Source organism: Agrobacterium rosae (assembly GCF_002915175.1).
In the GTDB taxonomy this organism is placed as follows: Bacteria; Pseudomonadota; Alphaproteobacteria; order Rhizobiales; family Rhizobiaceae; genus Agrobacterium; species Agrobacterium rosae.
Map to the genome: position 1 here is coordinate 26,909 of NZ_NXEJ01000014.1, position 23,690 is coordinate 50,598.

A 23,690-nucleotide genomic window follows, 5' to 3' on the forward strand; every position below is an offset into this window, starting at 1 on the left:
GACTAAGCAGTCGCCTTGATATGTTTACCGATTACGCGTGCCACGTCTTCATCACTTGCGACTTCGCCCCGGTCCGCCTCCGCAATTCCGGCTTCTATTTCCGCAAGCTGCCATTCTTCGCGTGAAACGAAATTTTCAACGGCCTGCGCTGCCATGTAAGAGCGGGAACGGTCGAGCTTTTGAGCAATCTCGTTCAGGCGGTTGGCCACCTCGTCTGGGACGCGGATCGTGAATGCGGTCATGAAAAGACACCCTATTGTTCACCTCGAAAATCGTTGAGCCACTTTGGTTCGTCAAGGTTCAATAGATTATCTTCCAAGTTTCTCCTGCCGTGCTGGGTCACCTTGGCCTATCGGATGATCTTTCCGATGATGGCGGCCGCACTACGCTCAACAGCGAAAAGCATTACCCATGTCTCCGGTACAAAACGTCACCTATCTCTCAGGTCGGACAGTGAATGCTGAACCTGTCCTGGCTTCGTCCCCAAGTCCTCTTAGCGAACATAGGCGAGGGGATTTGCAAGGTTGGGCGAGGAAATTACATCCATGTCGATCCCGTAGATGTCATGCAGCACCTTTGGTACAAGAATGTCGTTCGGCGGTCCGCTGGCGACAACGGACCCTGCCCTCAATGCGTGAATGCGGTCACAGAAACGGGCTGCCATGTTTATGTCGTGCAGAACGATGATGACGCTCCTGCGGCGTTCGTGCGCCAGACGTCGGACAAGCGTAAGCACCTCGATCTGATGGGCGACGTCGAGTGCTGCTGTGGGTTCGTCTAGTAGGATGCAATTCGCGTCTTGAGCGATCATCATAGCGATCCAAGCGCGTTGTCGTTCGCCACCCGAAAGGGTTTCCACAATCCGGTCGCCCAAGCTCTCGATTTTGGTAGCTTCTAGGGCGGCCTCAACCTTTTGGTGGTCTATTTGTGAAAATCGGCCGAGTGCACCGTGCCACGGGTAGCGACCACAGGCTATGAGCTCGCGGACCGTCATCTCCGACCCAGTGCTGACGTCTTGCGGCAAATAGGCGACCGATCGAGCGAAGGCTCGATCCTGGAAAATCCGCAGGTTCTGGCTGTCGTAGGTGACACGTCCAGTCGTCGGTAGAATTTGTCGGGCGAGGATTTTGAGAAGACTGGATTTTCCCGAGCCGTTGTGCCCGACGAGAGCTACAACCTCGCCGGCAGGGAAGTCGAGGGTGACATCCGACAGGATTACGCGGCGGTCAATCACAAGTCCTATGTTCTGAACAGCGAACGCCTTGGTGACCCACTCTGCTTCGTCGATCTCTTGAGCTATCGCCACATCAATTCCTTTCCTTTGGGACAGTCTGGTGGCCGTATCATCTGAATGTTGTAAGGGTTGAAGCGGAAAATCACTACGCAGCGACGGGTAAAGATGCGAAGCGCACCACTATCCCATGTCTTGTTTTGTAAGTGGGCACGTCTTGCAGTAGCCCAAGGATGGGATCAGATACCGGATGCAACAGACCCGCCGTTTTCTGACCTGTGTCTCACCAATATGAGTATAGCGAACTGGTTCAAAAAGCGGGTTGGGTTCGCCAGAAGACAGTCGGCGAGCCCTTAGGAGCAACCGTGCTTGCTCAACGCTTTTTTTCGCAGGGGCAGATTTTTCGCTGTAGCTGACAACGTTCTCGACGATATTGCCTGCATTGCTCCAGAGAACTTTTTGCGACAGTACTGAAGCACCAGCGATGGCGCCGATGACCGGGGCGATATGTGCGTCAATCACAAAGGAAAAACGTTCGTCTGCGGTCTGTGCAGCTATCGCTAAGCCAGCATCTGTGAGGCAAAAGGCTCCTGGACGACCAAACTCGTCCAGTGTGATACCGGTGACACCGAGGTCAAGCGGCAGCCTCCAATCAAGCATGAGCGCGGCCGCGACCGAGGGAACAATCAGTTTTGAAAAGTAGATTTTCGACCACTGCGACGCGACCGCTCGTCGTTCCGGTTTTTGATAGCACGTGGAAAACTTTTCGAGGATCGCAGACAGACGATCGGGTTGCATCAGGTCAGCGACGGGTTCGAAACTGCGGGTATGGTCTTTGATGACGAGCGCTGCTCCTACAGCGGCCAGGTCTCCGCGGAATAATCCTGCCAGTTCGGGATTCATCGACGCACCAAAAGCAGTCCGTAAAAGCCTGCACCAATAATCATTGATACCAGCCCGGCCGGGACTTCCCAGGGGAATGCGATGGTGCGTCCAACCCAGTCTGAAAGAACAAGGATCGTTGCACCTATGAATGCCGCTCCTGCCAATTGGGTAACCGGTTTTCGCAAGCCGATCATGCGGGCGAGATGCGGTGCAATCAGCCCCGCAAAGCTTAGGGGCCCAACGATCATTGTTGCCGTTCCCGTGAGCCCGGCGGTCATGAGCAACATGGTCAGACGGGCATTTGCAAGAGGCAGGCCGACCGAGATGGCAGCCGAAGGCCCCAGCGGAACGATGGTCAGCCATCGACGTACCAGCGGCAGGAGTATCAGAAATATCAGAAGTAACACGATGGCGACGACAGCGTCTTCGGCTCGTACGGAATAGGTTGATCCCGACATCCAACCCAGCATCCGAGTGACGCGGACGTCGCCGAACAGCACCGAAACGGAGATGACCGAGCCCGCCAATGCGGTGACGGCCACGCCATTTAGGAGCAGCTTTTCCGGCGCGAAAGCCGAGCGTCTCGCGATGCGCATGGTGAAGGCTAGGAACAACAGGCAACCCAACGTCGCCAGAAGCATTGTCTGGGTGCGCCCAAGTGGCGGTAGAAAAAAGACGACGGGGATCATCAGCAATGCGGCGCCAGAAGAGACCCCCAGTAACTCTGGACTGGCAAGCGCGTTTCCGGTCATCCGCTGCATAAGGCAACCCGCCATCGCCAACATCGCGCCGGCGCTGGCAGCAGCGACTGTGCGCGGAAGTCGCCATTGTAACAGATTAACCCAATCTGTACCGGTTGCTATGTGCCAGCCGTCGGGAAGCCTGCCAACACTGGTGGCGATCAGTGCGGTGAGCACAAGTGCGCTGGCCACTGCAAGCAAACTGGTTCTTGGACTGCGGCAAAGTGCCGGCAGGTGCGGCTGCCGATGTCCGGCAGGACTGTTTTTCACCCTGCTGAGCAGCCAGATCAGCATAGGCGCGCCAAGAATTGCGGTCACCGCACCAGCTGGGATTTCGATTACAGTGATGAATGTTTGCAGAGCCTGATCAGTGACCAGCAGCAGACCTGCCGAAATCAACGGGGCCGTAAGCAGACGATCCTTGAACCGTCGCGCGCCGCTGGCCTGCGACAATCCGGCGCCGGCCAAGCCGACGAAGCCGATCACGCCCAACTGGGCAACGACCAACACTGCTGGAACGATTGCAATCGAAAGCGCCAGCGCTCGCAGTCGAGCCGGGGAAATCCCTAGCCCACGGGCAGAAACCTCTTCCAGTCCAATCAGCGTCAAAGGACGGCACAACCAGAATGCCGATATCCAGGCCGCAGCTAAACTGGGCAACAGCAGGAGGGCTATGCGCCAATTGTCTTGCGTTAGAGATCCGACCTGCCACGTGAGAAGTTCGCCAAGGTCCTCGAAGTTGGCCAGGATCAGCATGGCTGTCAGTGCGTCCAGACATAGCGATAACAAAAGACCGTTGAGGACAAGATACAGCGGAGAAAAGTTGCCGCGCGCCGATAGAGCCAAAACCAATGCAATGGTCAGTGACGCGCCCAAGAGGGCAGGCAGTGCAAAGCCGAATACGAGCAGGGGAGGGAACCACAGCATGGCGATTGCTACTCCGACGCGCGCGCCTGAAAAAATGCCAAGCGTACCTGGTTCCGCAAGGGGATTGCGCATCACCTGCTGCAGGATCGTGCTGCTGAGGCCGAGCATTAACCCGCTCAGGATGGCGACGACGAACCGCGGTAATAGGCTGAAATATACCGCAACCTGATCAATATTAGTCAGATCCGGGTCGAGCGCAGTTGCCCATCCGGGCGCAGAGAGGTTCGTGGATCGCAAACTGAAAATGAATAGCGCGCATCCTGCTGTTATCAACAAGGTTGCGAGTAGCAAACCCCGGTTTCTGGCCGGGCCGCCAGTTATGGCATCAGACATCCTTCACCTGCGCAAGACCGTTTTCCAACTGCGTTGCCAGTCGCTCGATCGAGCGTACTCCGCCATTGGGGTAAATAACCGGCATCCGCAAGACCCGACCGCCCCGCACGGCTGAAAAGGCGTTCCAGAGCGGGCTTTCCGCCAGACGTTCCAGGGCGCGGTCGGTCTCTATGCCCCGATCGAAATGAATGATGATTGCATCGGGCACATCCGCCAGACGTCTTAGGGATACTGAAGCTACTCCCGATCCATTGACACGACCGCCAAAGGCATTGCGCAGGCCTAGACGTGCCAGGGTATCGCTAATCATGCCGTTGCCACCAAACACTGCGGCGTTGCGACCGTCACGCGTGAACCGACACACATAGACAGGACGGCGCAGGCCACTCAAGGTTCCACGGGCATTCGCAATTGCCTGTTCGCAGGCAGCGATCGCGGATTCTGCTTCTGTTTGTCTGCTCAGAAGCTTTGCTAGTTGCCGCAACACGGACTGGACGAAAATGACCGCCGGAATGTTTTTGGGAAAGACCGCAAACGGCAGTACTTCGGTAATCCTGTTTAAATTGTCGAGACCCGCGGTTTGCCAGTCGGCCATCAGCAACAGATCCGGCTTCAGAATCTGCAAAAACTCGAGATTGGGCTCGTTCAACGGGCCAAGATCGGCGACCTTGTCCGACAGGGCAGGCTCGGCCACCAGTCGCCGGTACAAAGGAATGTTGGCAATAGCGATGGGTTGAATGCCAAGCGTCAGCAGCAATTCGGTTAACAGCAGATCCATGCTTACGATGCGCTGCGGTGTCGCTGCCTTGGCAGTGCCGACCCAGGCGAAAAGGGCCGGAGCGGCCAAGGCCACCCCGATGAACTTTCGCCTGTCGAGGAGTGGCGCTCCTACCATTTGTAAGAAAGGGTCGCGAACACGGTCAGTGGCTCGCCATAGCGGCATCCATCAGACGCGACGCAAGTGTAAAACTGCTTGTCGAACAAGTTGCGCGCGTTCAGTTTCAGCGTGGCGCCATCGAGTTCGTTTTTGAACTTACCCAAATCGAAACTCGCCATCGCGTCGACAAGCACGTAACCTGGGATGTCGCTGGTACTATCGGTAAGATTGGTCTCGCCGACATAGCGGACACCACCGCCGATCTTCACGCCTTCCAACCCGACATCGTCGAGTGCATAATCTGCCCACAGAGAGACATTGTGTCGAGGAACCAGAGAAACCTGCTCGCCGATTTCGGCCGTTTTTGCGCTCTCAGTAATTTCTGCATCCGTATAGGCATAGGCTGCGATGAGACCGAGATTGCCGAATTCGCCGCGTGCTTCAAGCTCGAGGCCGCGCGATTTCACTTTTCCCTGCTGGTAGGAAAGCCCGGCGGAATCATACGTAACGACATTGGTCTGTGTCAGATCATAGACAGCCGCGCTGAACAGCATGTTGCTGCCGAGTGGCTGGTAGCGCAGACCGGCCTCGTACTGCACACCCTCGTTGGGCTTCAATGCTGCCTTCGTAATATTATCGATGCCTGCCTGCGGCAGGAACGACTGACTGGCACTAAGATAAGGCGCAAATCCATTGTCGAACAGATAAACAAGACCAACGCGTCCTGTCAGAGCGGAATCCGTCTGTCCGGTAATGACCCCTGTTTGATAGCTCTTCGACTCGCTGTTTGCCCAGTCGTGCCGACCGCCCAGAAGCAAGACCCAGTGATCGTCGAACTTTATTTGATCCTGCAAATAGACCCCATACTGATCACCAATCGCATCAGCGCCACGATCAACGGCGTAGTTGATGGACGGCGATCCGCTATAATTGCCGGTGTCGAGATCAAGGAAGTCTGTTGCCGCACCCCGGAAACGATGGGAATCATATGAGCGGCGGTAATAATCAAATCCGCCAAGGACGGTGTGATCAGCACCCAGCGCATCGAAAGAGTATTCAAGTGAACTGTCCGAGGTGACGCCATAGGACGATTCGTTACGTGCGCTGCCCAGACGCGCCAGCAGCCCGCCGTTCCTCGACAGGGGAGCAAGATTTCCCATCATGTAATTCCATTCAAGGTCAGAACGGAAATAACGATTGCTGTTTGAAAGCTTCACACCATTATCGAACTCGTGTTGGAAGATCGTGCCGATCGCGTACATGTCGATGTTGTATTTGTCGAAACCGTCTATGCCGAGAAACGTGTTCCTGGGAATATTTCCGGCACTGACATCAGAGTAGAGGAGCGGCGTGGCAAACCGGGTATGAATGTGCTGGTAGCTGGATAAAACCGTCAATGACGTTGCTTCATCGGGCTTCCAGGTCAAGGCAGGTGCGATGTAGGTCTTGTTGTCAGGTGTGTTGTCGACCCAGTTGTCGGCATTGCGCAACAGTCCTGTCAGACGGTACGTCAGCACCCCGTCATCGGTGACTGGTCCGCCGAAATCACCTGAAATCTGCTTGCGGTTGTTGCTGCCATATTCGACGTTTAGCTCGCGCAGCTCCGTATCGGTTGGGCGTTTCGATACGCCGTTGACGATGCCACCAGGAGCCAACTGCCCATAGAGAACCGATGATGCGCCTCTCAGAATCTCGACTCGCTCAAGGCCGTAAGGCTCCTGTCCACCATCATAGACATTTGACTGAAACTTCATTCCGTCGCGAAGTGTGCCGGTATTGCCATTCGCCACATTGAAGCCCCGGATTGTAAAGTCATCCACAATACGGCTGAAGGTGCCAGACTGCGTCGTCACCCCGGGAGTGTAGCTGAGTGTGTCGGCGACCGAGGTCGCTTTTTGATTGCTGATCTGGTCTGCCGTCACGACTGTGACAGACTGCGGTGTCTCGATGAGGGGAGTGTCTGTTTTGGTGGCAGATGAGTTGCTCTGGGCGAGATACCCCTCGACCGGGCCAAAGGCATTTTGTCCTTGAACAACAATGGTCTCTAGGACGGTGGAAGCACCTGATGAAATGACGCTAGTCTTTTGACTCGCAGCGCTCGCTATGGTGACGGAGGTTGGGCTGGTAAAATTGTATGTAAGGCCGGTTCCGTCAAGGATCTGTCTGATGGCGGCTTCCGTCGAGGGCGCGCCTTTGGTGCCAGGCGACGTTCGTCCCCGCGTCAGCCCGGCATCATATAGAACCTGAACACCGCTCGCGACACCGAACCTGGACAGCGCTGTATCGAGTGCCCCTGCCGGGACGGAAATCTGTTGCGTCTGTTGCTGAGACCAGCTCGGTCCTGCGGTCATCAATGATGTCCCGATCACTAAGGCAACCGCCGTCGTGACGTTTGAAAGATGGAACCGGTTTTTTTTCGCCGCGCCGCGTTTCTGCTTGCTCATCATAGTCCCCAAAATATGCTGCCCATGGCACGGTTTTGCCGACACCACTAAAGACAAGAACGAATGTCCGCGCTGAAGCCGAAATCGCTTTTGATGATTTTTCTGAGAAATTTAGCCGAGCGGTTGAAAATGGCCGTGGGCGCTAACGCAAAATGACGATACCTGCGGGCAAGCGCGTTGCTGAAACATTCAGCGTCGCCTCCAACTGGGCAATGATCTCGTTGGGCCGGGACAGGTGAAAGACACCAGAAACGCGTCTTTGACCAAGCGTACTGCTAGCGATAACGACATTGCCACGTCGATGGCGATTGATGTCCATCACGACACTGGACAGGGGCTTGTCCCGAAACACCAGTAGCCCGCGTCTCCACGCGGCCATGTTTTGCGGTTCGTCTTGATTGATCTCGCCCAGGCCCGTATCGAAATAGCGGACCGACTGACCAGACTTCAAAAACATCTTCCCACGACATTCGACTTCGATCTGCCCTTCCAGGCATTCTACGGACACTTCATCTGAGCCACGTCCAATGGCAAAGTTTGCGGCATATGCGGTCGTGATGCCGCTCTCGGCGGAGAGCCGAAACTGGCGTTGGGAATCAGGGACAACATGGAATACCGCGGCGCCGTCGCTGAGGGTCAACGCTCGCGTGTATGAGGTGAAGTCCCATGACAGACTTGACCCGCCATCCATTTCAACGGTCGAGCCATCGGCAAGCATGACGGTCTTCTGTTCTCCGCGCGCTGTCGCAAAATCGGCTGCAAGTGCCGAATAGGATGGGGTTATTCCCAGGAGGGAGCCTACGACAGCTGTTCCAACGCCGGACGCAGCGATGGCGCCTCCACCGATAAACGCACGGCGGGATAAGCCCATGCCCCGTGAATGGTTTCGCGTTAACGCCGGTCCCATCGTTTTCCAGAGCCGGGCCGCATCAACGAAGGCCTGCTCGTGGCTGGGACTGATGCCGCGCCATGCCTGCAGACGCTGTACATCATCCGTCGTGGCGTCGCCTGACGTAAGGATCACAATCCATTCGGCTGCCTCCTGCGTGAGGGGTGAGCCGCGTTTAATCTCGTCGTCGAGGGGCATGGGGCAAAATCGATCAGGATATCAGTCAGCGAAGTTGTATTACAATGATAAGACGATTGGCAGCAGTGGTGCCGAAACCCGCTGGCAGATTATTATTCTGGATCAGCAGGTTCGTGCAGGCGTGCGAAGCAGTATTCGATTGCCGCTCGAATTTCCAGTTCAATGGTTCGGGTCGAGACGCCATGGGTCGCCGCGATTTGCCGATGTGGCTCGCACTCAACGCGTGCGGCAAAAACGATTGCTCGACGCCTTTCAGGCAATTCGTCCATGATTTTCAACAACCTCGACAGTGTGTCGCGAGACATCAAGACGGCTTCGGGATCGGGTCTGTTATCATCGACATTCAGGAGCTCGTCAACCTCATGCGAATGGAGGCGGCGGCGGTGAGCCGATCGGCTGTGGTCGATAGCAAGATTTTTGACAAGGCGGCGGAGGTAGGGGACGGGAGCGACAAGGGTCATCGCTTTGCTTTGGGAAAACCGGATCCATGCCTCCTGCGCCAAATCCTCGCCATCTTCAGCGGATCCGGCGCGTCTGGACAGGTAGCGTGATATTCCTGCGCGTTCGCGCATGAAAATTGCGACCATTTTTTCATCGTGGCTTGCCATTCGTTGCGGCCCCGGCCGATATGATCGCTATCCGGTGACTGGATCAGCACCATGAGTTCGTTGAGACTTGCATAGCGACGAGCCGGATAAGAATCAATAGTGGAGCGTTTCGATCATCTTATTGAGCGCTAAGTTCAGCCTGCCGGAGCAAATGATGTCTTCAAGAGTGGGACCCCGAAGCGCGTTTTGATATTGGTCGCCAGTTCAATTCCTATCAAGAGCAGTCAGATAGCTTGATCTTGCTTTACGCGTTCAACACGGCAAGAGCAGCAAATCTTTGGCAATTTGCATAGCGGTTCACTCATGTAATTATGCACGGCAAAGATTGGCGATCAAATGGCTGCGACTACCCAACCGGAGAGTGCCACCTATTAACCTCTTGTAGCACCGGTTACCGCACTGCGGATATGCGAACGAGAGACGCCGAGGTCCTGCAAGGTACGGTCGTCTAGCGAACCTAGTTCATGCATGGCGCGACGGTTAGAGGCATATGTCTTGATTTTCTTGAAGATGTTCATTGTAAGCTCCTGCTTTGCTGCGCAATATATGTGCATTTTGTGATGAAATAGAATGCATATGCGCGCAGGTTGGGCATGCCAAAAGTGCATGTCACGCCTAGATTGCTATCAAATCCTATAAAACGCCCTCTCCCGCCATCGTGAAACGCTATGGCGGCAGAATGGAGTTGTGTTGGCCAAAAACGCTTTTATGAACCTACTGTGATGGTGTCGGCTACGCGCTGGCGCAAAAAATAGAACCGCAAAAGCGGCAGCAAGCACGTCACGGCATGTGCCGGACGAAAGCATCCGAAAAACGGAGTGGGAACATGAAACACACGCTAACTCGCAGAATACTTTGCATTTCGACAGCAGTTCTTTCGCTGGCGTCGGCTATGCCGGCTATTTCAGGACTTGCTCAGGCGGCAGACGACGCGATCAAGCTTGGTCTTGTCGCGCCAATGAGCGGACCAAACGCCCGTTACGGCGCATTTTCCATGCACGGTGCTGAGCTTGCAGTTAAAGAAATCAATGAGGCTGGCGGCATCGATGGACGCAAAATAAAGCTTTTCAACGCAGACAGCCAGGGAACGCCGGTTGAAGGTGTTTCCGCCACGCGCAGACTGATCGACGAAGATGAAGTCGATTATGTGATCGGCGACGTTTCCAGCTCCGTAACACTCGCGATGCAGCCTGTCGCAGAAGATTCTGGCGTGCTCTTGCTGAACGCGGCTTCATCCAACCCAAAAATTACCTATGGTGCTGGTGTCGGCGGCTTTAAGTGGACGTTCCGCAACTATCCAACCGATGAAAATCGCGCCTTGATCGTTGCAAAATATGCAGCTGAACAGCGCGGCTTTACCAAATTTGCTGTTCTGTCCGTCGATAGCGATTATGGACGCTCCGCCATTACCTTCACCAAGAAGTATCTTCCCGAATTCAAGGGCGAAATCCTCAGCGAAGATTACTACAAGGAAGGTGAAGTCGACTTCCGCAGCGTTCTCGCCAAAATCCGCGACAACGGCGCTCAGGCAATCATCATGTATGGTTTGGCCGACACCACGCCAATCATCGCCCGCCAGATGGTTGAGCTAGGCATTGCCGGCAAGGTAACGCTGATTGGCAATGGTGAATTCAACACCGAAAAAACTATCAAGTCTGCACCGACCGCCATGGAAGGCGCTGTCGAGGCGGCGGCTTGGCTTCCTGCCTTCGATTCTTCTGCCAGCAAGGCCTTCGTCGAGAAATTCACGAAGGAATACAACGAAGCACCAAACAACCATGCTTATGTTCACTGGGACACGGTAAACTTGCTTGCCAAGGCAATCAAAGAAGCCGGCAGCCCGGACCGTGAGAAGGTTCGCGATGCTCTCTCCAAAATCCAATACAAGAGCCCTGTTGGGGACGTCACATTCGATGACCACAACCAAGCGCGTCTGCCGATGATCCTTCTTCAGATTGAGAACGGCAAGCCGAGCATCAAGGGTGCCTTCACAGCAGATATCCAGTATCCTGCCAAGTAATGCTTTCTGGAGGATAGAACCATGTTCTCGACAGTTCTCGAGCAGATTATCAATGGTATTGTGACGGGTTCCGTCTACGCGATTGTCGCAGTCGGCATGACGATGATTTTCGGCGTGCTGCGGGCGATCAACTTCGCTCATGGCGAATATTACATGCTCGGGACCTTCGGGGCATGGTTTGCCATCGACTATCTCGGGCTTTCCTACGAGGCTTCAATCTTCGTAGGCGTCCTTTCCACCATCGTTGTTGCCTATATTGTCGGGCAACTGGTCATGCGTCGCATGGTTGGTGCTCCGGCTGAATCCGGCGTGCTTGCCACGCTAGGTATCGCACTGGTTTTGCAGAACACGGTGATCCTCGTGTTCGGCGGGGGCTACAAGTTCTTTGCTGGCGGTTATATCGAGCCGGTTTCGATTCTTGGCTTCAGCCTGGCGCAGCAGCGCATCCTCATTCTGGTCGTGTGCCTGCTCGTCTTTGTCGGCCTTGAACTGATGGTAACTTACAGCCGCATGGGCAAGGCGATGCGGGCCGTTTCGCAGAATGTCGAATGCTGCGAAGTGGTTGGCATCGACGTGCCACAGATCGTGATGCGGACGTTCGTTCTTGGTGCTGCACTTGCTGCCCTGTCCGGTGTCCTCACGGCACCTGTCAATGTCAGCGTCTATGGCGGCATGGGTGAACTTATCACCTTCAAAACCCTCCCAATCATCATCATGGGTGGTCTTGGCAACGTGCGGGGAACCTTCTTTGCAGCCATGATCCTTGGTGTCGCTGAAAGTCTGGTTGCGACCTATGTGGGGCTTCAGTTCCGCGATACGGTTGGCTTTGCAACCCTTATCCTGATGCTGATGTGGCGTCCACACGGTCTCTTTTCGACGCAAGCGCGCTTCTGACGCGCATCCGCCGATCAATCCTGAATTCGAGGACCCGACATGGCTATTACAGAAACAACACAGCCGATAAGAAAGCGAGATCTGCGTATCCCGCTGGCTGTTATTCTGATCGTTGTCGCACTTGCCGCCCCCTTTATCGGCAGCCGATACGTTACACACTCTCTGATCATCGCTTTGATCTTCATGCTTCCCGCCCACGGTCTTAACCTGCTGGTGGGCTATACCGGCCTGCTTTCACTGGCGCAGGCCGCATTCTTCGGCATCGGTGCTTATGTTGCGGGCCTGCTTGCCGTGACCTACGGCACGCCCTTCTATATCAATATGGCGGCGGCAGGTCTGGTCACTGGTGCCATTGCGCTTCCTTTAGGAATTCCAGCCCTTCGTCTGCGTGCAACATCCTTCGTTATGTGTACGCTCGGCTTCGTTATCATCGGACAGGCCATCGCCAAAAACTGGATTACCGTGACCCGCGGCGACATGGGCCTGTCAGGTATTCCAAAGCCCTATTTTGAGCTTGGCCCTTTGTCGTTCACGGTCTCTGGAACCACCGCGTTTTATTATCTCGCGCTTTCCGTTGGTGCCTTGGCAACCTTGGCTGTGTGGGCCATCGTAAGATCGCCAGCCGGACGCAATATGATTGCCATTCGTGAAAACGAAACACTGGCGGAATCTGTTGGAATTCCAACATGGCGCTATAAGCTTATCGTCTTCATGCTCAGTGCCGTCTTCGCTGGTGTTGGTGGAAGCCTTTATGCCCATTACCTCACGGTTGTCAGCCCGCTGACGTTCCAGATGTACTATTCCACGACGATGCTGATCATCGTGCTTGGCGGCGGTGCGGGTACGATTTCAGGCGTGGTCTTCGGTAGCCTGTTATTTGTGGGCTTGACCGAAGCGCTCAGAATCACTCCGGAACTTAGAATGATTGCCTACGGGCTTTGCCTTCTGGTGCTGGTATTCTGGTTCAAAAAGGGCTGTGCACCTCTCATCAACCGCTTCTGGAACCTGATCGGAGGCACGAAATGAACCACCTTCCTATCCTTGAGATCAGCAACCTCACCAAGTCTTACGGTGCCGTAAAAGCCGTCAATGACGTCAGCGTTCATGTCAATCGCGGTGAAATCGCGGGATTGATCGGCCCGAATGGCTCAGGCAAATCCACATTTTTCGATTGCAGCACGGGCCTTGGAAAACCGGATTCTGGTACTGTCAAACTTGATGGTCAGGATATCACAGGCTGGACGTTGAACCGTATTGCGCGGGAAGGCCGGATGCTGCGGTCGTTCCAGAAAACAGTCGTCTTCAAGGCGCTGGATGTGGAAGAAAACCTCATCATTGCCGGGCAAATGTTTACCTTCCCTTCGATCCTGTCGACATTTGGTCTTGGCCGCATGTCCGAGACCCGTGTTTCTGCTCTGCGTGGACGCGCTCGTGAGCTGATCAAGATGGCGGGTCTGTGGGACGTGCGCCACATGCCTGCGGGCAACCTTTCGGGCGGCCAGCAGAAGCTCATTCAGTTCGCATCAATGTTGATGCCGGAACCGAAGATCATTCTTCTGGATGAGCCGATGGCAGGCATCAATCCGAAAATCATCGAACGTGTCGTCGATACCATTCGCTACGCGAACAAGTCCCTCGGAACCAGTTTTCTCGTCATCGAACATAACATCGATGTCGTGACCAGCATTTGCGAACGTGTCATCGTTCTCGATCAGGGAAAGAAGCTTGTCGAGGGATTGCCGCACGATATCATTGCAGACCAGCGTGTCAGGGAGGCCTATCTTGGTGGCTAATTCCAACCTTACGATCAAAGATCTCCGCGCAGGCTACGGTTCACTTGATATTTTGAACGGCGTCGATCTCGACATTCCATCGGGTCAGTTCGTCGCGCTGATGGGGCCGAACGGGGCTGGTAAATCGACGCTTCTGAAAACGCTTTATGGTATGACGACCGTTAAAGGCGGTGTCATCGACTGGCAGGGCAAGAATATTGCCGGTGCCAAATCCAGAGCGATTTTGGGCGAGGGCATTTCCTTCGTGCCGCAGGGGCGCTGTAATTTCCCCGTCATGACGGTGGATGAAAACCTGCAAATGGCCGCCTATACGCTGCGAGACGCCAAGGTGAAAGCGGACAGGGACTATGTCTATGACCTGTTCCCCATTCTGAAAGACCGTCGCGCCACGCTGGCTGGCAATATGTCTGGTGGTGAGCAGCAATTGCTGGAAGTCGCCATGGCGGTGTTGCAACGGCCCAAGGTCTTGCTGGTGGACGAGCCTTCGGTTGGCCTGTCGCCCGCCGCCATCGGCATCGTCTTTGATGAGCTTCTTCGCTTGCATTCCGCAGGACAAACCATTCTTCTCGTCGAACAGAACACCAAGAAGGCAATGGAAGTCGCGGAGCGTGCCGTCATATTGCGTCTGGGTAAGGTGATTTGGGATGGTCTGCCCAAGGACATTACGCATGACGAATTGGGCGAACTGTTCCTGACCGGAAAAATGCGTGGTGAGACCGAGGCTGTTCACTAGCCTTGCCTGAACATAATCACAGAACAATCTAAGGAAACTTCCATGAGCACTTTTGTGCCTGCATCGCGCGTGTCCAAAATCAAGGTGTCTCCAAGCACCGCTGCCGCCGCGCGCGCCCGCGAATTGAAGGCCGCAGGCCGCGATATTGTCGATATGACGGTGGGCGAACCTGATTTCGATACGCCAGATGACGTGAAGGCCGCAGCCCATGCGGCAATCGACAAAGGCGAAACGAAGTATACCGCCGTCAATGGCACGCCTGCATTGCGCAAGGCAATCATTGGTGATTTTCAGCGTCGCCTGAATGTCAGCTACGCCGAAAACGAGATTTGCGTGGGCGGTGGTGCCAAGCAGATTCTCTTTCTGGCCTTGATGGCAAGCGTCGAAAATGACGCCGAAGTCATCATCCCGGCACCCTATTGGGTTTCCTATCCCGATATGGTCATCGCCAATGATGGTAAGCCCGTCATAGTGCAATGCCCGCAGGAGCAGGGTTTCAAGCTGACACCGGCGGCACTGGAAGCGGCCATTACGCCGAAGACGCTGTGGTTGATCCTGAACGCGCCGTCCAATCCAACCGGCGCGGCTTACAGCAAGGACGAACTGAAAGCGCTTGGCGAGGTTCTCCTTCGTCACCCACATGTCTTCGTGCTGTGCGACGATATCTATGACCAGGTCTGGTTCAAGGATGAGCCGATGACGACGCTGGTTGCGGCGGTGCCGGAACTGAAAGACCGTATCGTCCTCGCAAACGGTGTATCCAAATCCTACGCAATGACCGGATGGCGTATCGGTTATGCGGCGGGGCCAGCTCCATTGATTGCTGCGATCAACAAGCTGCAATCCCAGATGTCGTCGTGCCCGTCTTCAGTCAGTCAGGCTGCTGCGGCCTACGCACTGTCTGCTGACCAGTCTTTCGTCAACGATAGCGTCAAGGTCTATAAAGAGCGCCGAGACTACGCCTGCGAACGGTTGAATGCCGTCCCAGGACTGTCATGCCTTGTGCCAGACGGCGCATTCTATCTTTTCCCCAATTGCAGCGGCGTTATCGGCAAGACGACGCCGGATGGCAAAACCATCGAAAACGACCTTGATTTCGTGCTTTATCTGCTGGATGGCGTCGGCGTTGCGGCTCTGCAAGGTGCGGCCTATGGGTTGTCGCCCTATTTCCGCCTGTCGATTGCGACCTCCATGGACGTGATCAAGGCTGCTTGTAACCGTATTGAAAGTGCAGTCGCTGCGCTTCGCTAAAGTCTTTCGTCGGGCAGGGCTTGTATCACACCTGCCCGACGTTTTAGGTTTCGCCAAAGGGTGGGACCATGAGCGTTGATTTCAGAAAACTGAAAAGTTTCGTCAAGATCGTCGATACCGGAAGTGTATCGCGAGCAGCCGCTATCTTGCGCACGGCCCAGCCGGCACTGTCCCAGCAAATCGCATCGCTTGAGGCGCATTTCAAGCACAAGCTCCTGATCCGTAGTAATGTTGGCATAACGCCCACCGAAGCGGGCCTCATTCTTTACCGACATGCGCAAATGCTGTTGAAGCAGCTTGAGCAGGCGCAGACCGACATCAATCTTTCCACGCAGTCCCTTGCCGGGCGCGTATCGATTGGTCTCGCTACCTATTCGACCTCCAGCGCGCTGACCCTGCCGATCATCCGGGAAATGCAGGCGCAGCACCCGCAAATCGTCGTGCATATCAATGACAGTTTCGGCCACATCCTGAGCGAGCTGATCATGACTGGCAAAATGGATATGGCGCTGATCTATGCGGCAGACCCCATCAAAGGCGTAACCTTGCAGCCGCTTTTCCGCGAAGAAATGTTCCTTGTTTCCCCGCCTGGAATAAAGCTACCGGGTGATCAGGGAGAGCCATTGCCCCTGTCGGAGCTGGATAATATTCCGCTGCTCTTGCCGAGCAAGGGGCACCTTCTGCGTAGGCTCATCGATGAGGCGATGGCCAGAGCGCGGGCAACACCGAAAGTCATATCGGAAATCGAATCGGTTCCGGCACTCAGCGCCGCGGTTCTGGACGGCATGGGGTCCACCATTCTGCCCGCATCCGTCGTGACGGAAAACTCCGCTTTTGCAGGAGCAGAGATACGCGCTTTGGTGAAGCCGGTTATTGAGGCGACTGTTTCGCTTTGTATATCCGACCATCTCCCGCTGTCAGAACCTGCGCTGGCGGCGCGCTCCGTCCTGCTCGGCGTCGTCAGCAAATTGATGGCTGGCGACCATCCGGGAATTCGTGCCGTCTGATCAAATTGCCATAAGCAAACCCTATGGCGGCAGACCATAGTTGTGTTGGCCAATCATGTCACAAGTCGCCTAACCTCATGACAGATAACGGGTCCGGAAAGTCGGACCTAACCTGTTCGGCACCTCGTTGCCTTACCGTTTCTCTGAGGAAAACATGGCAAAACTGGCATTTGATACCGGCGGCACCTTCACGGATTTTGCTCTTCTGGATGACAATGGCGAGCTTCATCTTCACAAGGTTCTCAGCACGCCGAAGAACCCTGCGGAAGCTGTCGTGCAGGGCGTTTCTGAACTTCTCGAAAATTTTTCAGGGGCGATTGCGATAGAGAACCTGCAGGTGCTTGGCGCAACCACGGTTGTGACCAACGCGGTTCTGGAGCGCAAGGGCGTTGAAACCGGCTTTGTCACGACAGACGGTTTTCAGGATATGCTCCGCATCCGCAACGAAGGCCGCTATGATCTCTACGATCTGAATATCAAATATCCAGATCCGCTGGTTGCCCGCGCAAACAGCTATGGCGCGCAGGAACGTATTGCCGCAGACGGCACGGTCATGACGGAACTGAAAGAAGACACAGTTCGTGAGATCGCGATCAAGCTCAAGGACAAGGGCATTCGCTCTGTCGCGGTGTGTCTCCTTCACGCTTACAAATATCCGCAGCATGAGCAGCGTGTCGCAGCGCTTCTGCGTGAAGAATATCCTGATATCTTCGTATCGCTTTCCTCGGAAGTCTGCCCTGAAATGCGCGAGTTTGACCGCGCCTCCACGACTGTCGTAAACGCTTACACCCGCCCACAAATGGCAGGCCATGTGGCCAACCTTCAGCGCGAATTTGCCGCAAAGGGTATTGATCGTCAGGTTCTCTGGATGACCTCTTCTGGCGGTCTTGTTCCCAGCAGCCGCGCCGCTGAACTGCCTGTAAGATTGATTGAATCCGGTCCTGCTGCGGGCGCTGTTGCCGCTGCGGAATTTGGTCGTATCGCTGGTGAAGACAGCGTTCTGTCATTCGACATGGGCGGCACGACTGCGAAACTCTGCCTCATCCCGCATGGTGAGCCAACAGTCGGTACTGATCTTGAGGTCGCGCATTACCAGCGTTTCCGCAAGGGCTCAGGCTTTCCGCTGAAAATCCAGTCCATTCAGATGATCGAAATCGGTGCCGGTGGCGGCTCCATTGCTGCCAAGAACCCGCTTGGTCTTCTTGATGTTGGCCCACATTCTGCCGGTGCAATGCCGGGACCAGCCGCTTATCAGCGCGGCGGCATACAGCCCACCGTGACCGATGCCGATATTCTACTCGGTTATATGGGCACGGAATCTTTCGTCGGCGGATCGTTCAAGGTTTCTAAAGACGCGGCCCGCGAAGCCATGGCGAAACTCGCCACGTCGCTCGATGTCAGCGTTGATCGTTGCGCATGGGGCATTCATGACCTCGTCAACGAATCCATGAGCAAGGCTGCGGCGATGCACGCGACTGATCTGGGCGTTGACCCAAGATCATTGCCAATGGTCGCCTTCGGTGGCGCTGGCCCGGTCCACGCTTACGGAATTGCCAGAAAGCTCGGCATCAAGCGGGTTATCTGCCCAACGGGTGCAGGTGTTACCTCCGCCATCGGTCTGCTGATTGCGCCAGTCGCCGTTGATCTTTCGGCAAGCCATCCGATGGGCGTCGATGCCTGGGACATGGATGCGATGAACACCCTGTTGGACGATCTCTCCGCACAGGGTGCAGAGGTTGTTTCTGCCGCTGGTGTTGGCAAGGACACGATCACAAATCGTTATACCGTCGATATGCGCCACGTTGGCCAAGGCCATGAAATTACGGTTGTTCTGCCTGATCGCAAGCTTCCAAAGGAAGAGTTCCTCAAGCAATTGCTCGACAACTTCTTCAAGCTTTACAAGGAGCTTTTCGGACGCACGGTTGCTGCTTCGGTCGAAGTCATCACATGGCGCCTGCGCGCCAGCGGTGAGAAGGATCAGGTCACTCGTCCTCATGAAACGCAGGTTGCCGATGCCAAGAAGGGCAGCCGCGAGGTCTATTTCCAGGAGCTTGGAAAATATACCGAAACGTCGGTCTATGATCACTACAAGCTTCCCGTCGGTCACGAGATCAAGGGGCCAGCCATTGTTGAGCAGCGTGAATCAACCGCAGTCGTTGGTCCAAGCGGCGTCTTCCATGTGGATGCCCGTGGCAACCTCGTGATCAATATTCTCTAAGGGGACATCAGATGTCGAAGCCCGCAACCGATTTTAATGATCCGATCAATCTACAGGTCATGTGGAACCGTCTGATCTTCATCGCTGACCAAGCCGACAACGTTCTTGGCAAGACGGCGTTCTCGCCCATCGTCCGCGAGAACCACGATTACGTGACCGTGCTGCTCGACAGCAAGGGTCAGGCGCTTGCCCAGTGCACATGGTCGATCCCAGTTTTCATCACATCGCTTCCAGCGGCAGCCCAGAAATACTTCCTGCCGAAATTTCCGGCTGAATCCCTGAACGAAGGTGATGTGCTGGCGACAAACGATCCTGAAATCGGCACCGGCCACCTGCCGGACGTAACTATGATCACGCCGATCTTCAAGAACGGCAAGGTCGTTGCGTATGCCGGCTCCATCGCTCACTTGCCGGATATTGGCGGTGCGCCGCTGCACTCTGAGGCAAGCGATATCTTCGAGGAAGGCATCCGCTTTCCAATCGTCAAGCTACTAAAAGCGGGCGTGCCGAACGAAGACGTGTTCGATATTATCGCGGCATCTGTCCGTCTCCCCACGGAAGTCCGCGGCGATCTGGAATCGATGATCGCGGCTAATAATGTGATGGGCCGAGAACTCGTTAAGTTTCTGGACGAATATGGTTTGGATGATGTTGATGGTCTAGCAGAAGCGATCCATGTTCGTTCCGAAGCGCAGACCCGCAAGGCAATTGGTGACTGGCCGAATGGGAGCTACTCAGCAGAGATGCTGCTGGATGGTTATGAAGCCGACATCAAGTTGAAGGCTACCGTTATCGTCAAGGACGATTCCATTCATGTCGACTATGCCGGCACGTCGGATCAGGTTCTCCATTCAATCAACTGCCGCACGAATTATCGTTATGCCCACTCGGTTTATGCGCTGAAGTGCCTGCTGGACCCTGATACGCCCAACAATGAAGGCTGCATCACGCCTATTACCGATGATGCTCCGCTCGGCTCCATCTTGAACCCTGAGCAATGGACGGCTGGCAACTCCCGAAATCTGATCGGCCACGCTATTCCATCCCTGATTTTCAAAGCATTGGAAACCGTCGTGCCGAACAAGGTCATGGGCGATAGCGGTGGTGCCCCCATCTGGGCTGCCAACTGCGTGGGCCGCAGGGATGACGGAACCCAATATGGTTCTGTTCAAAACTTCCATGGCGGCCAAGGTGCGCGTGCGCAATTCGATGGCCTCGACACTTTAAGCTTCCCATCCAACTGCAAAGTCACCGCCATTGAAATGTTCGAAATTGCAGTTCCGGTTCTCACCGAGCGGAAAGAACTGATTGCAGATTCCGGCGGACGCGGAAAATACCGCGGCGGATTGGGTCAGCGCGTTGTCCTTCGCAATATCGGAAACACGCCCATGAATATCTACCTCGCTTCCGAGCGCGTTCGTCATCCCTGCTTTGGCGTTGTCGAAGGCGAAAGCGGCACCCCCGGCAAGGTATCGAAAGATGGAAAGCCACAGTTTCCCAAGGGAAAAGTCGTTCTTAAAACGAATGAACGGCTTGAAGTGGAGACACCAGGTGGCGGAGGATGGGGTCGTGCGAGCGAACGTGCGACACAGGACGTTGAACATGATCTTGCAGAAGGCTTGATTACGCTGAAGGCCGCGAAGGATGCATATAGCTACAACGGTAAACTCGCTGTAGCCGCAGAATAGGAGTTGGGAATGGGCTTGCTTGATGGAAAAACCGCACTGGTCACGGGTGCCGGAACGGGTATCGGCCGCGAGGCCGCCCTGCTGCTGGCGCAGGACGGTGCGACCGTTGTTCTCACCGGCAGGCGTCTTGCTCCGCTTCGGGAAGTCTCTGCGTTGATTGAGAAAAAGGGAGGCAAGGCATTTACCTATGTTCTCGACATCGAATCCCGCGATGAGATTTTTGCCACTGTGGAATGGGTCAAAAACGGCATCGGTCCAGTCGATATTCTCGTCAACAATGCTGGCAGCGCAAGCAAGGTGCTGAATGCCCGCTTTTTGAGTGAAGAAGAGTGGAACTCGACGGTCAATGTCAACCTGACCGCCGTTTTCAATCTGACGCAGGCAGTCCTTCCGGACATGATCGCTCGGGGGCAGGGAACGGTCATCACCGTTTCCTCGCTTGCGGCTCTTAACCCCAATCTGCTAGGCGGCGCGGCTTATGGCGCGGCAAAGGCAGGCGTCAAAAATTTCATGACCTTCGTTCACAACACCTACCGCAATCAGGGTATTCGGGCGACTACGATCCTTCCCGGCGAAACCAACACGCCGATCATGAACAATCGTGCCCGCCCGCCGCTGGAAACCGAGCGTGCGATCATGCTTGATCCGCATGATGTGGCCCGTGCTGTTCACCTCTGCGCCAGCCTTCAAAATGGCGCGGTGATCCCGGAGCTGCATATTTGCCCGACATTCATGCGCGACACATCTGCCGATATCGAGACAGCACGTTGGGTTGGCGCACCAGCCGACACGCCCGATTTGCCCAAGACAGTTAAGTAGGAGGAGCATCCATTATGAACGGTGCGAAATTACGTGCCCGCCTTCAGGCCGGCGAAGCGATCACCATGTTCACGCCGCACCATTCATCATCCGGCATGGCTGCGCGTCTGGTGGAACTGGGTGCGGACTCTGTTTTTCTCGATTGCGAACATGGAACATGGAGCTTCGAAGACGTTCGTGAAACAGCGCAGATCGTCCGCTCCGTTAATGGTGCCGCGATTGTTCGCCCGCATTCACACGAACGTCCGCTTATCATCCGGTATCTAAATGCTGGTGCAGACGGTATCATGGTGCCGATGGTCGACACGGCGCAACAGGCGCAGGCGATTGTCGATACAGTGCGGTATGCTATTCCAGCCGACTACCAGAAGAGACTGGTGATCAGCATGGTCGAGACTGTCAAAGCCGTCGATAATCTTGAAGAGATGCTGGCCGTTGAAGGCATCGACGTGTTCTTCATCGGACCTGGTGATCTATCACAGGATATGGGCTTTCCACCTGCGCCGCCCTTCGGTGAACCGCGCCCAGCAGTGGTTATGGACAAGGTTGCCGTTGCGGTCGAAAAAATCCGGGCTGCTGGAAAGATTGCCGGAACACTGGCAACCTCTGACGAGTTGCCGCACTGGCTCGAGAAGGGCGTCCAGTTCTTTTACATGCATTCCGATCCGTTCCTGCGCATTGGCATGAACGGCGTTAAAAAGACACTGTCCCGTTGATCAGGGATTTGCATGAGCGTTCTTCTCTTTGATCTATCCGGTTCGCGTGCGTTGGTTACGGGTTCGTCTCAAGGCATCGGTTTTGCGCTGGCGCAGGGGCTTGCGGGGCATGGCGCTGAAGTCGTTCTGAACGGCCGTGATCGCAGCAAGCTGGAGGAAGCCGCTGCGAGCTTGCGGCAGGCTGGTCACAGCTCGGTTTCGATTTCGGACTTTGACGTGACAAATCCAGAAGCCGTGAAGCGCGGTGTTGACGCCATCGAGCTGGACATTGGCCAAATCGACATTTTGATCAACAATGCCTGCATGCAGTTTCGCACGCCGCTTGAAGATTTCCCTGTTGATCAGTGCCTAATGGTTTCTCGTTTGATCCTTTCGCGTTCGATGAGGATGGTCTGGCTGCGTCCGAAGTAGACGTCGGCCGGGGGTGAGATTGTCGAGGCTTTCGTGGTATCGGCGATGATTGTAATGCTCGAAAAAGGCCGCGATCTGGGCCTCGAGGTCTTCCTTGAAGAAGTAGTTTCGAGCAGGATGCGGTTCTTGAGCGTCTGATGAAAGCGTTCGATCTCACCCTGCGTCTGGGATGAGGGCCATTCAGCGTTCTCAATGAAATCCAGGAAGCGAACCAACTCCTTGCCAGCATCTTGGAAAAATTAGCCTGCAACCCACTGAATGTCGCGGTGTTCCTCAATTTGTCTATTCGGCTTGTCGTAGTCTCTCCCCCAATACCCGGCTTCTGGCCTAAAAACTTCCTGGATGTCCGCACGCAGTATTTCGGATGTGACCCCGATTGATTCGAGACTTTGATAGAGCGGAACCGAAGCTTGACGCGAACACCGACCAAGGATGGGATCGCGCGCCGTCCAGATATGTAAGCTTGATTTTGAAGAGCCTCATTGTCCTGACCTCACAAGATTGCGCTAATAATTACATCACAAATAGACGGTGGAGTCATTGTGTGGGGCTTACGTTTGATGGTGGCGGAATAGCGCGTTGGCGCGGCACCATGAATACCGTGCGGGATCAGAATTCTGTTTGGCGGTATAAAAAGCCACGTCCGGTCCACACTCAAAAACTATTCCATTTCGGGGCGTGGGGCTGAAAACAGGGGGTGGAACGTTCCATTCTGACGTCAGAAGAATCCGATAATATCAACCTATGGAGGCCGCCTTGCGATGCAGGCCAGAGGTTCATCGGGCGAGGAAATTCGCAAGGCCCTAACAGATGCTCAATCGCGTGCTCAGACAAAAGCGTCGGTCCACGACAGATTATGGCGCACAGATGAGGTGCACACCGTCAGCCTTGATGGGTTCATGATCGATCTTTGTCGTCAGCTTGAAACGATGGCGGACAACGTACGCTTCTGTGCGATGTGGAGCCGGTGACAATCCAGACGGATCAGGCGGTGACACTCGGTTTGCT

At 55.1% G+C, this 23,690-nt stretch carries 21 protein-coding genes and 2 pseudogenes; 13 read left to right on the top strand and 10 right to left on the bottom strand.

From position 1 onward, the window contains the following. Window positions 1–2 precede the first annotated feature (2 nt). The 9 genes from CPJ18_RS25730 to CPJ18_RS27735 form a co-directional block, all read right to left on the bottom strand. The gene (locus CPJ18_RS25730; protein WP_103660404.1) at window positions 3–242 is read right to left on the bottom strand and encodes a CopG family ribbon-helix-helix protein; all 240 of its coding nucleotides are present in this window, start codon (window positions 240–242) and stop codon (window positions 3–5) included. Window positions 243–493: 251 nt separating this feature from the next. Continuing rightward, window positions 494–1,300, bottom strand: a complete 807-nt coding sequence (locus CPJ18_RS25735) for an ABC transporter ATP-binding protein (protein ID WP_245445506.1) — start codon at window positions 1,298–1,300, stop codon at window positions 494–496. A gap of 114 nt (window positions 1,301–1,414) precedes the next feature. Then, window positions 1,415–2,134 carry a siderophore-iron reductase FhuF gene (gene fhuF, locus CPJ18_RS25740; RefSeq protein WP_103660405.1) on the bottom strand — a complete coding sequence of 240 codons (720 nt, stop codon included), beginning with the start codon at window positions 2,132–2,134 and terminating at the stop codon, window positions 1,415–1,417. Continuing rightward, window positions 2,131–4,116 (bottom strand): Fe(3+)-hydroxamate ABC transporter permease FhuB, encoded by a 1,986-nt coding sequence (gene fhuB / locus CPJ18_RS25745; protein ID WP_103660406.1) that lies wholly within the window; start codon window positions 4,114–4,116, stop codon window positions 2,131–2,133. The genes fhuF and fhuB overlap by 4 nt, the downstream gene beginning before the upstream one ends. Then, window positions 4,109–4,963 (bottom strand): ABC transporter substrate-binding protein, encoded by an 855-nt coding sequence (locus tag CPJ18_RS25750; protein WP_167397984.1) that lies wholly within the window; start codon window positions 4,961–4,963, stop codon window positions 4,109–4,111. Before CPJ18_RS25750 ends, fhuB begins: the two co-directional genes overlap by 8 nt. Window positions 4,964–5,004: 41 nt before the next feature. Further along, complete coding sequence (locus tag CPJ18_RS25755; RefSeq protein ID WP_167397985.1) at window positions 5,005–7,437, bottom strand: TonB-dependent siderophore receptor; 2,433 nt, start codon at window positions 7,435–7,437, stop codon at window positions 5,005–5,007. Window positions 7,438–7,579: 142 nt separating this feature from the next. Continuing rightward, window positions 7,580–8,524: a FecR family protein gene (locus CPJ18_RS25760; RefSeq protein ID WP_103660409.1), complete on the bottom strand. Its 945-nt coding sequence runs from the start codon at window positions 8,522–8,524 to the stop codon at window positions 7,580–7,582. A 92-nt stretch (window positions 8,525–8,616) separates the two neighbouring features. Then, complete coding sequence (locus CPJ18_RS27730; RefSeq protein WP_103660410.1) at window positions 8,617–9,132, bottom strand: RNA polymerase sigma factor; 516 nt, start codon at window positions 9,130–9,132, stop codon at window positions 8,617–8,619. A 371-nt stretch (window positions 9,133–9,503) separates the two neighbouring features. Next, entirely contained in the window at window positions 9,504–9,740 is a 237-nt protein-coding gene (locus tag CPJ18_RS27735) for a DUF1127 domain-containing protein (RefSeq protein WP_407026632.1), read from the bottom strand. Window positions 9,741–9,958: 218 nt separating this feature from the next. Here CPJ18_RS27735 and CPJ18_RS25775 point away from each other — a divergent pair, with 218 nt between their 5' ends. The 12 genes and pseudogenes from CPJ18_RS25775 to CPJ18_RS25830 form a co-directional block, all read left to right on the top strand. Then, window positions 9,959–11,152 carry an ABC transporter substrate-binding protein gene (locus CPJ18_RS25775; protein WP_103660411.1) on the top strand — a complete coding sequence of 398 codons (1,194 nt, stop codon included), beginning with the start codon at window positions 9,959–9,961 and terminating at the stop codon, window positions 11,150–11,152. 21 nt (window positions 11,153–11,173) lie between these two features. Then, a complete protein-coding gene (locus CPJ18_RS25780) occupies window positions 11,174–12,046 on the top strand; it encodes a branched-chain amino acid ABC transporter permease (protein ID WP_103660412.1) in 873 nt (290 codons plus the stop codon). Between the two features lie 39 nt (window positions 12,047–12,085). Further along, a complete protein-coding gene (locus CPJ18_RS25785) occupies window positions 12,086–13,072 on the top strand; it encodes a branched-chain amino acid ABC transporter permease (protein ID WP_103660413.1) in 987 nt (328 codons plus the stop codon). Next, entirely contained in the window at window positions 13,069–13,839 is a 771-nt protein-coding gene (locus tag CPJ18_RS25790; RefSeq protein WP_077104593.1) for an ABC transporter ATP-binding protein, read from the top strand. The genes CPJ18_RS25785 and CPJ18_RS25790 overlap by 4 nt, the downstream gene beginning before the upstream one ends. Next, window positions 13,829–14,572 (top strand): branched-chain amino acid ABC transporter ATP-binding protein, encoded by a 744-nt coding sequence (locus CPJ18_RS25795; RefSeq protein WP_077104595.1) that lies wholly within the window; start codon window positions 13,829–13,831, stop codon window positions 14,570–14,572. Before CPJ18_RS25790 ends, CPJ18_RS25795 begins: the two co-directional genes overlap by 11 nt. A gap of 42 nt (window positions 14,573–14,614) precedes the next feature. After that, a complete protein-coding gene (locus CPJ18_RS25800; protein ID WP_103660414.1) occupies window positions 14,615–15,823 on the top strand; it encodes an aspartate transaminase in 1,209 nt (402 codons plus the stop codon). Window positions 15,824–15,891: 68 nt separating this feature from the next. Then, entirely contained in the window at window positions 15,892–16,830 is a 939-nt protein-coding gene (nac, locus tag CPJ18_RS25805; protein ID WP_103660415.1) for a nitrogen assimilation transcriptional regulator NAC, read from the top strand. 154 nt (window positions 16,831–16,984) lie between these two features. Continuing rightward, window positions 16,985–19,048, top strand: coding sequence for a hydantoinase/oxoprolinase family protein (locus tag CPJ18_RS25810; RefSeq protein ID WP_103660416.1), 2,064 nt, complete (start codon window positions 16,985–16,987; stop codon window positions 19,046–19,048). An 11-nt stretch (window positions 19,049–19,059) separates the two neighbouring features. After that, window positions 19,060–20,736, top strand: coding sequence for a hydantoinase B/oxoprolinase family protein (locus CPJ18_RS25815; protein WP_103660417.1), 1,677 nt, complete (start codon window positions 19,060–19,062; stop codon window positions 20,734–20,736). 9 nt (window positions 20,737–20,745) lie between these two features. After that, window positions 20,746–21,555 (top strand): SDR family oxidoreductase, encoded by an 810-nt coding sequence (locus CPJ18_RS25820; RefSeq protein ID WP_077104604.1) that lies wholly within the window; start codon window positions 20,746–20,748, stop codon window positions 21,553–21,555. A gap of 14 nt (window positions 21,556–21,569) precedes the next feature. Continuing rightward, window positions 21,570–22,271, top strand: coding sequence for an HpcH/HpaI aldolase family protein (locus tag CPJ18_RS25825; protein ID WP_103660418.1), 702 nt, complete (start codon window positions 21,570–21,572; stop codon window positions 22,269–22,271). A gap of 12 nt (window positions 22,272–22,283) precedes the next feature. Beyond that, window positions 22,284–22,616 (top strand): annotated as a pseudogene (locus CPJ18_RS25830) (SDR family NAD(P)-dependent oxidoreductase); the annotation flags it as partial. Here CPJ18_RS25830 and CPJ18_RS27025 read toward each other — a convergent pair. Further along, a pseudogene (locus tag CPJ18_RS27025) lies at window positions 22,613–22,849 on the bottom strand (integrase core domain-containing protein); the annotation flags it as partial. The pseudogenes CPJ18_RS25830 and CPJ18_RS27025 sit on opposite strands and share 4 nt — an antisense overlap. Before the next feature lie 594 nt (window positions 22,850–23,443). Here CPJ18_RS27025 and CPJ18_RS27740 point away from each other — a divergent pair. After that, complete coding sequence (locus CPJ18_RS27740) at window positions 23,444–23,653, top strand: histidine kinase dimerization/phosphoacceptor domain -containing protein (RefSeq protein ID WP_103660420.1); 210 nt, start codon at window positions 23,444–23,446, stop codon at window positions 23,651–23,653. The last annotated feature ends 37 nt before the right edge of the window (window positions 23,654–23,690 follow it).